This is a genomic window from Homoserinibacter sp. YIM 151385, assembly GCF_027912415.1.
GTDB lineage: Bacteria > Actinomycetota > Actinomycetes > Actinomycetales > Microbacteriaceae > Schumannella.
Genome location: NZ_CP115175.1, coordinates 2,367,687 through 2,381,084, shown reverse-complemented (window position 1 = coordinate 2,381,084; position 13,398 = coordinate 2,367,687). Strand labels below are relative to the sequence as shown.

The 13,398-nt window shown below is 73.0% G+C and carries 10 protein-coding genes; 1 reads left to right on the top strand and 9 read right to left on the bottom strand.

The features are described 5' to 3' along the window. Positions 1-4 precede the first annotated feature (4 nt). From OF852_RS11500 to OF852_RS11460, 9 genes are all read right to left on the bottom strand, one after another. Positions 5-1,435 (bottom strand): sulfatase family protein, encoded by a 1,431-nt coding sequence (locus tag OF852_RS11500; RefSeq protein WP_271119301.1) that lies wholly within the window; start codon positions 1,433-1,435, stop codon positions 5-7. A 34-nt stretch (positions 1,436-1,469) separates the two neighbouring features. Beyond that, on the bottom strand, positions 1,470-2,303 hold the full coding sequence (locus OF852_RS11495; RefSeq protein WP_271119300.1) for a carbohydrate ABC transporter permease: 834 nt from the start codon (positions 2,301-2,303) through the stop codon (positions 1,470-1,472). Next, a complete protein-coding gene (locus tag OF852_RS11490) occupies positions 2,300-3,226 on the bottom strand; it encodes a carbohydrate ABC transporter permease (RefSeq protein WP_271119299.1) in 927 nt (308 codons plus the stop codon). The genes OF852_RS11495 and OF852_RS11490 overlap by 4 nt, the downstream gene beginning before the upstream one ends. A 4-nt stretch (positions 3,227-3,230) precedes the next feature. After that, on the bottom strand, positions 3,231-4,577 hold the full coding sequence (locus OF852_RS11485) for an extracellular solute-binding protein (RefSeq protein ID WP_271119298.1): 1,347 nt from the start codon (positions 4,575-4,577) through the stop codon (positions 3,231-3,233). Between the two features lie 101 nt (positions 4,578-4,678). Continuing rightward, positions 4,679-5,887 carry an ROK family protein gene (locus tag OF852_RS11480; RefSeq protein ID WP_271119297.1) on the bottom strand — a complete coding sequence of 403 codons (1,209 nt, stop codon included), beginning with the start codon at positions 5,885-5,887 and terminating at the stop codon, positions 4,679-4,681. Between the two features lie 169 nt (positions 5,888-6,056). Further along, positions 6,057-6,245 carry a hypothetical protein gene (locus OF852_RS11475; RefSeq protein WP_271119296.1) on the bottom strand — a complete coding sequence of 63 codons (189 nt, stop codon included), beginning with the start codon at positions 6,243-6,245 and terminating at the stop codon, positions 6,057-6,059. A gap of 48 nt (positions 6,246-6,293) precedes the next feature. Next, positions 6,294-6,764, bottom strand: a complete 471-nt coding sequence (locus OF852_RS11470) for a BLUF domain-containing protein (RefSeq protein WP_271119295.1) — start codon at positions 6,762-6,764, stop codon at positions 6,294-6,296. Positions 6,765-7,087: 323 nt separating this feature from the next. Beyond that, complete coding sequence (locus OF852_RS11465; RefSeq protein WP_271119294.1) at positions 7,088-7,624, bottom strand: ECF transporter S component; 537 nt, start codon at positions 7,622-7,624, stop codon at positions 7,088-7,090. Then, positions 7,617-10,199 carry a LuxR C-terminal-related transcriptional regulator gene (locus OF852_RS11460; RefSeq protein ID WP_271119293.1) on the bottom strand — a complete coding sequence of 861 codons (2,583 nt, stop codon included), beginning with the start codon at positions 10,197-10,199 and terminating at the stop codon, positions 7,617-7,619. The genes OF852_RS11465 and OF852_RS11460 overlap by 8 nt, the downstream gene beginning before the upstream one ends. Before the next feature lie 245 nt (positions 10,200-10,444). Between OF852_RS11460 and OF852_RS11455 the strand changes: the two genes are divergently transcribed. Further along, complete coding sequence (locus tag OF852_RS11455; RefSeq protein ID WP_271119292.1) at positions 10,445-13,267, top strand: Ig-like domain-containing protein; 2,823 nt, start codon at positions 10,445-10,447, stop codon at positions 13,265-13,267. Positions 13,268-13,398 lie beyond the last annotated feature (131 nt).

Sequence of the window (13,398 nt, the reverse complement as noted above, 5' to 3'; positions counted from 1 at the left end):
TCGATCAGGTGCGGGGGTCCATGAGCGCCTGCGAGGGGTGCGGGGTGTCCCCCGCCTCGCGCTGCACGCGCGCCAGGAGGTCGATGAGCTCGTCCCGGACCTCGGCGTAGGCGGGATCGTGGACGACGTTGCGCAGCTCGTCCGGGTCCTCGACGAGGTCGTAGAGCTCCCAGTCGGGGGTGAAGACCAGGTTGGAGGTCCACGGCTGCCCCTCGCCGTCCGCCGTGAAGTAGATGAGCTTGTGCCGCTCGGTCCGGACGCCGTAATGCGAGAAGACGCCGTGGTTGGAGTCGCCGTGCTCGTAGTACCGGTAGTACATGGCGTCGCGCGTCGGCCGCTCGGGGTCGGAGGTCAGCTGCGGCCAGATGCTCACGCCCTGCATCCGCTCCGGGGCGGCCACTCCGGCCGCCTCGAGGATGGTCTGGGCGAAGTCGACGTTCGTGACGATCTGCCCGAGCCGGGTGCCGTCCGCCGGGATCTGCCGCGGGTAGCTGACGAGCAGCGGCATGCGCAGCGCCTCGTCGTACATGAGCCGCTTGTCGTACCAGCCGTGGTCGCCGAGGTAGAAGCCCTGGTCGGAGCTGTACATGACGAGGGTGTCGTCGAAGAGCTCGCGCCCCCGGAGCCAGTCGAGGACCCGGCCGACGTTGTCGTCGACCGAGGCGACGCAGGCCAGGTAGTCCTCCATGTAGCGCTGGTACTTCCAGAGCGCGGTCTCCTCGTAGGTGAGGCCGGGCGGCGGGTACTCCTTGAGGTCCTCGAGCGTGAGGTCGTCGGCCACCCGCATGGTCGCCCGGTGGGCGGCGGAGGTCCGCGTGGCGTAGTCGTCGCCGAAGGTCGCGGGGACCGGGATGGGATCGGAGTACATGCCCTTGTGGGCCTCGTCGGGCTCCCAGGGCCGGTGCGGCGCCTTGTGCCAGATCAGGAGGCACCAGGGCGCGTCGCCCTCCTGCTGCTCCGCCCACTCGAGCGCCAGGTCGGTGATGACATCCGTCGCGTAGCCGGGGACGGTGCGCCGGCCCTCCGCGGACAGGAACGTGGGGTCGAAGTACTCGCCCTGCTCGACGAGGACATCCCAGTAGTCGAAGCCCTGCGGGTCGTGGGGCGCGCCGTCGCCGAGGTGCCACTTCCCCACGATCGCCGTGCGGTATCCGCTCTCCCGCAGCGCCGAGACGAAGGTGGGCTGCGAGGCGTCGATGTGGGCGCCGAGCGTCGTCACGCCGTTCACGTGGCTGTACGCGCCCGTCAGGATGCTGGCGCGCGAGGGCGCGCACAGCGAGTTCGTGCAGAAGCAGTTCTCGAGCACGCGCCCCTCGGCCGCGATCTCGTCGATACGCGGCGTGCGGTTGACGACCGAGCCGTAGGCGCCGATGGCGTGCGCGGCGTGGTCGTCGGTGAGGATGAGGACGATGTTGGGTCGCCGGGCGGCAGTCACTCGGGCGGTTCCTTTCGTGAGCGGGAGCTTCGGCTCATCCCTTCATCGCTCCGGCCAGTGCGGAGCCGCCGCCGAGCGACTTCCACACGAAGGCGTAGAGCGCGAGCACGGGAGCCGAGTAGACGAGGGAGTAGGCGGCGAGCTGTCCGTAGGCGACCGCGCCGTACTCTCCGAAGAAGGTGAAGATGCTCACCGCCGCAGGCTGGTACTGCTGGCTGAGCAGCAGGACGTAGGGCACGAAGAAGTTGCCCCAGGCGTGGGAGAACACGTAGATCCCCACGACGGCGAGCCCCGGGCGGATGAGCGGGACGATGATCGTCCACAGCGCGCGCATGCTGGAGGCGCCGTCGACCCAGGCCGCCTCCTCGAGCTCGGTCGGCACGGAGTCGACGAAGTTCTTCATGAGCCAGATCGCCCAGGGCAGCTCCGACGCCGCGAGGAACAGCGTGGTCCCGGGAAGCGAGTCGATGAGGTTGAGCTGGGCGAACAGCGAGTACACCGGGACCATGAGGACGGTCATCGGCAGCGACGTCGCGAACAGCAGCGTGTAGAGGAAGCGCTTGTTGAACTTCGTGCGGTAGCGCGACAGGGGATACGCGGCCAGGGTCGCGAGCGCGACCGTGATCACGGCGCAGCCGGCCGAGAGCAGGAAGCTGTTCAGCAGCGGGAGGCCGGCGAGATCCGGCGTGAGCACCTTCGCGAAGTTGTCGAGCGTGAGCGAGGGCGCCTGCAGCGCGAGCGTGGCCGAGGCGTCGACGGAGGCGAGCACCATCCACAGCAGCGGCAGCGCGAAGAGCAGGCCGACGACGAGCAGCACCAGGTTCACGGCGAGGCGGAGCCCGCGTCCGCTGGGAGAGGTCATGCTCATTCGGGGCCTCCGTCCGTGCGCAGGGCGCGCAGGTACATCACCGAGAAGATCGCGCCGACGACGAGCATGACGGCGGCGATCGCCGTGCCGTAGCCGAGCTGCGAGTACTTGAACGCCTCCTGGTAGGCGAGGACCGGCAGCGTCGTGCTGCTGTTCCCCGGCCCGCCGACCGTCATCACCCAGATCAGGGTGAACACCGACAGGGTGTGCAGGACGATCAGCATCATGTTCGTCGCGATGCTGCTGCGGATCATCGGCAGCGTGACGAGGAAGAACCGCTTGATCCCGGACGCGCCGTCGATCTCGGCGGCCTCCGTGATCTCGGCGGGGATGCCCTGCAGGGCGGCGGAGTAGATCATCATCGACATCGCCGACCCTCGCCAGATGTTCGCGATGATGACCGACATCATGGGGAAGGCGTAGAGCCAGGGGACGGTCTCGAGCCCGAGCCCCGCGAGGACGGCGTTGAGGGTCCCGTCCTCGCTGAAGAACGCGTAGCCCGCGAAGGCGCCGACGATCTCGGGCAGCACCCACGCGGCGATCACGAAGGTGCTCACGAATCCGCCGACCCTGCGGCTGCCCGAGCGGAGCAGCAGTGCGAGGACCATGCCGACGACGTTCTGCCCGATCACGCCGGACACGAGCACGAACACGACCGTGAGCCAGACCGCGTTCGGGAAGTCGGGGCTCGTGAACAGGTCGATGTAGTTCTGCAGCCCGACCCAGGACGAGCTGGATGCCGCCGCCCCCGTGAGCGAGGAGTCGGTGAAGGAGCCCACGATGGCGGTGACGATGGGGCCCGCCATGAAGACGCCGAGCAGCACCACACCGGGCAGGAGCGGGATCGAGCGGGCGAGGGACCGTGAGGCCGACCGGCCGCGCCTGCGGCGCGCGCCGGTCGGCGCCGATGACAGCGACGTCACCCGATCAGCCCTTCACGGTGTTCTCGTCGCCCACGATCTTCGTCACGGTGTCGTCCCAGCGGCGCGCCGCATCCTCGACCGTCGCGCTGCCGGTGATGACCTCCTCGGTCGCCACCTGGATCTCGCTGGAGATGCGCGGGTAGTCCTCGGTCGCCGGCCGGAAGTGGGTGGTCGCGACCAGCTCGGAGAAGAAGTCGGCGGTGGGGTTCTTCGCGAGGTACTCCTCGCTGGGCGAGACGTCGGAGCGAGCGCCGGTGATGACGAGCGCCTCGGCGAGCTTCGCGGAGTTCTCCTGGTTGAGCGCCGTCGAGATGTACCGCCAGGCGAGGTCCTTCGCCGTGCTCTTGGCGCCCATCGAGAGCAGCCACCCGCCGGACATCGCCGTCGTGCCGGGCTCCTGTCCGTTCTGGGTCGGCATGGCGGCGACGCCCATGGTGTCCTCCCAGCCGGGCCACGGCGCCGCGCCGCCCTCGACCCAGGTGGTCGGCATCCACGAGCCGTCGATCGCTATGGCGAGCTTGCCCTCCGGCAGCAGCTGGTTGGAGATCTGGCCCTTGTAGTCGGCGCTGCTGGTCAGCTGCGGCGAGGGGCCGAGGTCGTTCTGGTAGACGTCCTCGACGAACTGCAGCGCGTCTCGGAAGCCCTGGGAGCCGAGCACCCACTTGCCCCCGTCGTCGACCAGCCAGTCGTCCGTTCCGGAGAGCAGCATCTGGAAGCCCTGGATCGAGCTCGCCTCTCCCGCCGCCTTGCCGGCGTAGAGGTTGAGCGGGATGACGTCGGGGCTCGTCGCGGCGACCGCCTCCGCGGCATCGAGGATGTCCTGCCACGTCTCGGGCTGCCACGGCGTCTCGAGGCCCGCCGCCGAGAGGATGTCCTTGTTGTACCAGATGGCGCGCAGGTCGGTGCCCGCCGAGATCCCGTAGATCTTGCCGTCCTCGCCGGCGCCGGCCTCCTGCACGCCCTCCGAGAAGAGCGACCAGTCGTCCCACTCGGCGACGTAGTCGTCGAGCGGCGCGAGGTACCCGGCCGCGGCATCCGACTTCACGAGGAACGAGTCCTCGTAGATCACGTCGGGCGCGGTCGACTCCGTGCGCGCCATGAGCTGCAGCTTCGACTTGTAGTCGTCGGCCGTGCCGGCCACGGGGACCAGCTCGACGGTGATGTCGGAGTCGGCCTCCTCGAGCTCGGCGGCGACGCCGCCGAGGAAGTCCTTGAGGGAGGGATCGGATCCCGACCAGAACGCGACCTTGATGTGCGTGGGGTCGGCGGCCGGTGCGCTGCACCCGGCCAGGGCCGACACCGCGACGGCGACGCCCGTCGCGATCGCGATCGACTTGGACCTCAATCTCATGGGAGCTCCCTTGCTCGTTGGCTGGCGAAGATTCGCGAGCACATTTATATCTCATTATGACGGACTAATCAATCGCGGCGCCGACTCCGACGCGGCGAGCATCAGCGGCGGATGAGCAGGCCGTCCGCCTGCGGCGCGAAATGGCGGTCGAGCACGAGCGCCGCGGCGCCCATCGCGATGACCTGATCGCCGGAGGATGCGCTGAAGAAGCTGATGGGATGCGTGGGGACGATGTTCTTCGACTCGCGGACGCGCTGCGCGACCGAATCGCCGACCAGATCGGCGATGAGCGTCCAATACGGCCCCCCGAAGACGATCGAGTCGAGATCGAGGAGGTTCACGATCTCCGTCACGGCCGCCGCGATGTCCCTGGCCAGCTCGTCCATCACCTCGCGCGCGGCGCCATCGCCTCCCGCCGCGGCCTCGACGATCCGGGCGAAGTCGTCCCGCACCGGGCTCACGGCGGCGCCGGGCGTCGAGGCGGGGAGGATCCCCCGCTCACGCGCGAGCTCGACGACGCGCGTGGGCAGGAGCGCCCCGCCCAGGTTCGCGACATCGTCGGAGCGGATCAGCAGATCCCCCACGTCGCCGGCGTTCCCGGTCGCTCCCCTGATGACCTGATTGCCGACGACGAGCCCGGCGCCCACCCCGGTCCCGTAGTACAGGAAGAGCATGTTGCTGAGGTCGGTCGAGGTGTTCGACCACCGCTCCCCCACGACGGCGGCGGTGACATCCTTCTCGAGCAGCACCGGGAGGTCGAAGAGCTCGGTCAACCGCGACAGGACGTCCGCGTGACCCCACTGGGGAAGGAAGGGCGGATCGAGCACGACGCCGCTCCGCACGTCGATGGGCCCGGGGACCGCGACCCCCACCCCGACGAGCGCGTCGCGCGGGATGCCGTGCCGCTCGGTCAGCTCGTCCACGGCGGCGACGATCTCGGAGAGCGCGTCGTCGAGGTCGGGGATCTCGACGAGGGGCAGGACGCGGTGGGCGACGGAGGCGCCCGTGAGATCCACCAGGACGGTCGCGATCTGGGTCGGGTCGATGTGCACGCCGACGCTGTAGGTGTGGCCGGCACGGAGCCGGAGCATCGTGCGCGGCTTGCCCACGCCGGCACCCTGCCGCCCGCTCTCCTCGAAGACGCCCTCCCGCACGAGCGCGGCGCACACCTTCGAGACCGTCTGCGCGGACAGCCTGGTCAGCGCGACCAGCTCGACGCGGCTGATGCCCTCGGAGGCCCGCCGGACCGCGTCGATGATGACGGTCCGGTTGTACCACCCGACCGCCGGAAGGTTCGTCCCCGTTGGCAATTCAGCAACCTTCCTCGCTGGCGGATACGCCACCACGCCGACCCAATGGTATTTGGTGGCGCCGGAGGTCGCGGAATGCGCCGTGAGACGACGCGACGTCGTCGGACCGGGGCGACGGGGACACGGATCGATGTCGCATCGGCGCCGCCTCGTCAGCTCGTGCCCGCGATCAGTCGTCCGGATCCTCGCGGTCGTGTCGCGACCGCTCGATGACGGCGACCACGGCGGCGACGACCCCGCCGAACGCCATCATCGCCAACCAGACCCAGGTCGCGGGCGACAGTCGGCCGAGACCGACAGGGGAGATCGACGAGGTCTCCATGACGATCTCGCCGGTCTTGACCGCCGTAGCCAACATGTGTCGACGATACGACATGCGCCGGCTGGGGGCGTCACGGCCGGGGCATCACCGCCCGGGGGCGTCACCGCCGCGGGGCGCGCCGCCCACGCCCACGCTCGCGGCATCCTGATACCAGCGCATGAGCTCGTGCAGCGCCGGAAGGAACGGGTCGTAGCGATCCACCGGTGCGGTGAAGAGGTCGCTGATCGAGGAGCGGTATCCGGGGAGGCTGCGGGCGGCGTCGTCGGAGACGGCATCGAATCCCATCGACCACGCCGGGAACTGGCGGCGCTCGACGTCGTAGCTCAGGTGCACGTGCAGCTGCTCGTGGCGGCTGTCGCGCTCGATCACCTCGAGACGCTCGTCGATGTCCGCGGCGGGACCCTCCATCAGCTGGAAGAACCGTCGGCGGCGGTACAGCATCAGACCCGTGATCCCGAGACGCTCGTTGTTGCGTCGGCTGGTCTCGAGGATCGAGCTGAGCGCTTCCGAGGTCATCTCCGCCGTCGCACGACTCGAGTACACGATGGACTTCACCGGCGTCCTCCGATCCGCGTCCGGGTCCGTCGAGCCTCGCACGACAGGCGACGGATGGCGACCCCTTGCGACCGCCTCGACGGGATCCGAGCCGCGGAGGTCCGAGCTGAGCGTCACTCGGCAGGAGCCTCCGAGCCACGTGTGCACCCCGATCGCGGCACCGAGGCGTGATCTAGCGTCGTCTCTTGTGCTCGAGCACTCGCCGTCCGCCCCCCAGGACGGCAATCGCTTACCCAAGCGAGAACCAGATGCCCCCGGCCCCGCCGGGGGCATCTGCGGCGGGTGACCGGCCCCGGCACCCTCGACGGCGTCCGGGCGGCGCATCAGGGCGCGGCGAGACGCCCCGGCATCTGTCGCGCCAGCGCCCCGGAGAGCCACGCCTGGAACGCGCCCCCGACGAGTCGCGCCGCGGCGGTCGCGAGCAGCCAGCCCGCGGTGAGGTGGTGCGGCCCGAAGACGGGCAGGGCGATCGCGAAGGCGACGGCCCCCGCGACGAGGCCCGCCCACAGCCAGCGCGACGGCCGGGACCGCAGCGCCGCGACCATCGCGTCGATGGCGATGCCCTGGGCGAGCAGCGGGATCGCGGCGAGGATGCCGATCGGCGTGAACACGCTGAGCAGCACCGACATGACCAGGGCGGCGCCGGAGGCGGCGAGCCGACGCGGCACCAGCCGTCGGGCGATCATGATCGCCGTCGCGGGGACGGCGACGACGAGCGCGTAGGCGGGCGGCGCGACGATCGCGAGCGGCGTCGTCACCGGCACGAGCAGGATGAGCAGCACGGCGCCGAACGCCCCGATCGCGGCGACCACGAGCAGGTCGCGCGTGCTCGACCGAGCTGCGCGCCGGCGCTCAGTCATCGTCGCCCAGCAGGCCGTGCCGGTGCGCGATCGCGAGCGCCTGATCCCGCGACGAGGCCCCCAGCTTCCGGTACGCGCTGCGCAGCTGCGATTTGACGGTGTTGCTCGACACGTAGAGCCGCTCGGCGAGGTCGTCGATGCGCGGGCTCGACCGCAGGGCCGCCAGCACCTCGAGCTCGCGGGGCGTGAGCTGCGGGGGCGCGTCCCGCCCGAAGACGTCGGGGATGCCGTCGAGCAGGCCCGTCGGATCGCGATCGGCGGCCGCGAAGGCGTCGAGCAGCGCGCGGCGCGGCACCATCATGATCGGCCGCCCCAGCTCGTGCTCGCGCGTGAGCGCGAGACCGTCGTCGAGCAGCTCGCCCACGGTCCGCGGCGGCGCCAGCCGGGCCGATGCGGCGGCGGAGAGCAGCAGGGCCTCGGCGTGGATGCGGGGGCTGAGCCGGTGGTCGTTCGCGAGGACGCCGGCGGCCTCCGCCGCGCGGGTCGGCGTGCCGGCGAGCAGCTCGACCCGCGCCAGCGCGAGTCGCGCGGCCGGCTGGTCGGCGGACGGGCCGAGGAGCCGACGCGCCCTCGCCGTGTCGCCTCGCGCGATCAGGAGATCCGCGAGGACGGACAGCAGCATGCCGCGCATCATCGGGCTGGTCCCGGCACGGGCGCCGCGCTCGCGCATCACCCGTCGGAGCGCGTGCTCGCCGTTCAGGAGGTCGCCGCGCATGAGGGAGGCGGTCGCGCGGATGCTCGCGATCATCGGCCAGTGCTCGATCGTCCGCTCGTGTGCCGCGAGGCGGCCGACGGCATCCAGCGCCGCGGCGGTGTCGAAGCGCTCGAGGGCGACGACCGCCTCGCTGATGGCGTGCAGGCTGCCCGAGTACGAGTGGCGCCAGCCCTCCGGACGGACCCGGGCGGCGAGGCGCTCGACGGCCTCGCGCGCCGCCCGCACCTCGCCCCGGGTCGCGAGGACGACCGTGCGCAGCCCCTCCGCGTGCACGGCGGACCACGGCCGGTCCATGATCTCGGCGAGCTCGACCGCCCGGGAGGCGAGGTCCGCGGCCGTGTCCCCCTGTCCGGCGTAGAGGAACGTCGAGCCGAGCTGCAGGAGGATCGTCGGCGCGAAGTCGCCCAGCGCCTCCACCTCCGCGGGACCCGAGCGGTCGACGAGCTCGAGGGCGCGGCGCGCGGAGCCGAGCGACTGCTCGTACCGCCCCAGGATGCGCTGGACGCCCATCGTCCCGACGAGGAGCCACAGCCGCTCGGCGTCGGTGCGGGAGGATCGCGTCGAGAGCCGGTCGCGGGCGGCGGCGATCGCCGCCCCGCCGAGCGCGTGGAGGCGGCGGCCGGTGCTCGTCGGGAGGGCGTTCACCAGGATCACGCGCAGCATCGCGAGCGTCGGGTTCCTCGCCGCCTCGCCCGCGGGGGCCCGCTCGACGAGGGCGAGCAGCTCGCGCCGGTGCGTGAGGAGGAGCGTCCCGAGCCGCGGGCGGGCGAGCCGCATGAAGAGCTCCCAGTCGCCGAGCTCCGCCGCGAGCGACACCGCCTCGAAGATCGCGCCGTCGCTCGCCAGCCACTCCGCGGCCTTCCGTCGCACTGCGGCGAGCTCGCGCGGCCGCCGGCGCGCGAGCTCCTCTCGGAGCGCCTCGCGCACGAGCGGGTGGAAGGCGAAGACTCGCGCCCCGCGCAGGCTCCGCCACCCGCCGATCCCGGCGCGCTCCAGCTCGCCGAGGTGCTCGGCGGCATCCGGTCCGCCCAGCTCGGCCGCGAGCCCCTCCGGGACGAGCGGCGTCACGGCGAGGCGCAGCGCGGCGTCCAGGAGCGGGGAGTCGGGGGCGCCCTCGAGGGAGTCGGCGCCGACGGCGGCGCTGCGGATGCGGGCGAGGACGCGGTCGAGGTCGCCGCCGCCCTCGGCGAGCTCGGCGATGGCCGCCCGGGTCGCGAGGGGCCAGCCGCCGACCCGCTCGTGCAGCTCCCGTAGCCGCGCGGGCTCGATCGCCACGCCGCGGCTGACGCGGGCGAGCTCGTCCGCATCGAAGGTCAGCTCGTCGAAGCCGATGACGAGGACATCGAGCCGCGCGCGGACCCCGGGGTCCTCGAGCCGGCTCAGCGTCCGCGTGGCGATCACGACGCGCAGGCCGGGGGCGTTCGCGAGCAACCACTCCAGGTCGTCGAGGACGACCGCGTCCTCGACGAGGTGGAAGTCGTCGAGCACCAGGGTGAGCTGCGTGCCGAGCCGGTTCAGCCCGCGCAGGATCTGCGCCCGCAGCCGGTCCGCGATCTCGGCCGATGGCGTGATCGACCCGAGGACGCTGCCCGGCTCCGCGATGCCGCCGTCGCGCAGCGTCTCGAGCACCCGCGTCCAGAAGGCGGTCTGGGTCGTCGCCGAGGCGTCGAGCGCGATCCACGCACCGACCCGGTCGGCGGGGAGCGATGCCGCCCATTCGACGAGGAGGCTCGTCTTCCCCGCGCCGCCCGGGGCTCGGACGATCGCGAGCGCGCCGTCGTGCGCCGTCAGCCGATCGACGAGACGGGGACGCTCGATGGCGCCGGCGATGCGTCGCGGCACGAAGACGAGACCGGTCATGGTTCCGGGGACCTCCCTCGACCACGCTAGAGGATGCCGGCCCGGCCCGGCCCGCACCCCTCCCGCCGGGGGGCACGAGGGTGAAGCGCGGGGTGAAGTTCATCGGCTCGCACCCCGCCGCGGCGCGTCGCCGTGTGGGCTGGGGGCATCACGCACCGACCCGATCGGCGCGCGCCCGAGCCGCATCGCCCCGCACCGCCCGACGGTCGCGGGATCGGGGTTCCGCCGCGCCCACGAGGAATCACATGACGCAGCACGCTCTCCCCGCATCCACTTCGCGACCGAGGCGCACCCGCGGCCTGGCCGTCGTCATCGCCACCGCCCTCGTCGGCCTGGCGACCGGCGCGGCGCTCCCGCCGGGCGCCGCGGCGGCGCCCGCTCCGGCGCCGGCCGCGAGCAGCTTCACCTCGCCCGGTACCGCCGACGGCGTGGTGCCGGACGGCGTCTGCGCCGTCACGGCGACCGTCCGCGGCGGCGCCGGCGGCAGCACGGTCGCGCTCGCGAACGCGAACGGCCCGGGCGCGATCGTCACGGCGACCTATGCGGTCGTCCCCGGTCAGGCCTTCGACGTCGTCGTCGGCGCCGGCGGCGGCTCGAACGGCGCGAACTCGGCGACCCCCGGCCCGGGCGGCGCGCCGGGCGGCGGTCGCGGCGGGATCTCCGCCGGCAACGGCAGCGGGACCTATCACACGGGCGCGGGCGGCGGCGGCTACAGCACCCTCGCCGTCGGCGGCGAGCTGCTCGTCCTCGCCGGCGCGGGCGGCGGCAGCGCCGGCGGCCACGCGAGCAACGGCGGCCAGGGCGGGGGCGGCGGCCTGCCGACGGCGTCCGGCGTGACGGCGGGCTCGGACGGCGCCCGCAGCTTCGACTCCCCCGCGGCGACCGTGGGCGGCGGCCAGGGCGGCCAGGTGGACGGCCCCGGCGCCGGCGGCGTCAACAGCGGCAGCGACGCCGTGAACGGCTTCCCGGGCAGCGGGCGCACCGGCGGCGACGGCGGCGACGACCCCACGCCGGACAGCGGCGGCGGCGGAGGCGGCGGCTACTTCGGCGGCGGCGGCGGCGCGTCCTCGGTCGGCAACGGCAGCGGCGGCCTCAGCGTCGGCGGGGTCGGCGGCGGTGGCGGCGGCGGCGGCGCGAGCTACGTCGCGGCGACCTCGCCGGTCACGACCGGCGTCCCGGTGTCGGCGATCGCCTCCGCGGCGGGGCCCCGCATCACGACCGCGACGACCGGCGCGGGCGCACCCGGCGCGGTCTCGCTCGACTGGGTGCCCTGCGGCTACGACCTCGCCGTCGAGAAGACCGCGTCGCAGGATGCGGTCCCGGTCGGCGGGACCGTCACCTGGACCGTCACGGTCGAGAACGTCGGCGCGGCGCCGATGACGCGCGGCGACACCCTCACCCTCGCCGACAGCCTGCCCGGCGACGGCGCGACCTCCATCGTGTCGATCACCTCCTCCGGCGGGTCGAGCGAGCTCTTCGAGCGCGGCGCCCTGGTGTGCGATGCCGAGGTCGGCGACCCGATGCCGGCGACGCTGGAGTGCTCGCGTCCCTACGCGACGCTCGGCGGCTCCGGCTCCGGGGTCCGCGGGCTCGACCCGGGCGAGCGGCTCACGATCGTCTACTCGCAGGTGGTCGCGGCCGCCGGACCGCTCGTGAACCGCGCCTCCGTGACCGATCGTGCGACCGGCGACGACGACGACGCGGACGAGGCGACCGTGACCGGCCTCGTCGCCCCGACCGCGGTCGACGACGAGGACCTCGGCAACACGATCGGGGACACGGTCGCGATCGACGTCCTCGACAACGACGAGGGCGATCTCGACCTCTCGACGCTGCAGCTCGTCGACGCCGACGGCGACCCCGTCGCCTCCCCCCTCATCGTGCCCGGCGAGGGCCGCTGGACCGTCTCGGGTCGGACCATCGCCTTCGAGCCCGAGCCCGGATTCCTCGGCGACCCGACCCCGGTCCGCTACTCCGTCGCCGATGCGAACGGCCTCCGCGACACCGCGACCGTCACCGTGACCTACGTGCCGGCCGCGGTCGACGACGAGGACCTCGACAACCCGGTCGGCGAGACGGTGACCGTCCCGGTGCTCGGCAACGACACCGGCGACTTCGACCCGGCGACCCTCCGGATCGTCGACCCGGCCGACGGCTCCGAGGTCCTCGAGCTCGCCGTCCCCGGCCAGGGCACCTGGCGGGTGCAGGGCTCGACGATCGTGTTCGAGCCGGCCCCCGGCTACGGCGGCGACCCGACGCCGATCGGCTACCGCGTCAGCGACACGACGGGCGACCGCGTCGGCGCGGAGGTCACCGTCACCTACGTCCCGGTGGCGGTCGACGACGCCGATCACGGCAACACGATCGGGGAGCCCGTGACCGTCGACGTGCTCGGCAACGATCGCGGGGATCTCGTGCCCGGCTCCGTGCGGATCCTCGGCCCCGGCGGCGAGCGCCTGACCGAGCTCGCGGTCGAGGGCGAGGGCACCTGGACGGTCGACCCGGCCGACGGCTCCCTCACGTTCCGGCCCGCGGCCGGCTACCGGGGCAACCCGACGCCCGTGTCCTACGAGGTGACCGACACCACCGGGGACGAGGTCCGCGCCGAGGTGGTCGTGACCTACCTGCCGGTCGCCCATGACGACCGCAGCACCGGCAACCGCCCGGGCGAGGCGGTCTCGGTCGACGTGATCGGCAACGACGACGGCGTGTTCGACCCGAGCTCGGTGCGCATCGTCCACCCGGGCACGGGCGAGCTCGTCACCGAGCTGCGGGTGCGCGGCGAGGGCGTCTGGACCGTCGACCCGACGACCGGCGTCATCACCTTCACCCCCGAGGACGGCTTCCGCGGCGACCCGACCCCGATCGAGTACGTCGTCGCGGACCTCGCCGGGAACCTGACCCGCGCGGAGGTCGTCATCACCTACCTGCCGTCGGCCGCGCCGGCAGCAGGCGGGCTCGCCACGACCGGCACCGCCTCGGCGGCGCTGCTCGGCACCGCCGGCGCCGCGGTGCTCCTGGGCGCCCTCGCCCTGATGATCGGCCGTCGCCGGGGGGCGATGCGCTGATCCCGCGGCCCTGGGGCGGCGCGTCCGGCGATCTCGCCGGATGCGCCGCCCGTCGTCGTCGGGTCGGCGCGACGGGCCGATCCGATCGCGCGCACCACGCGGCCGGCGACGACGCGGCGGGCGGGTGCTCG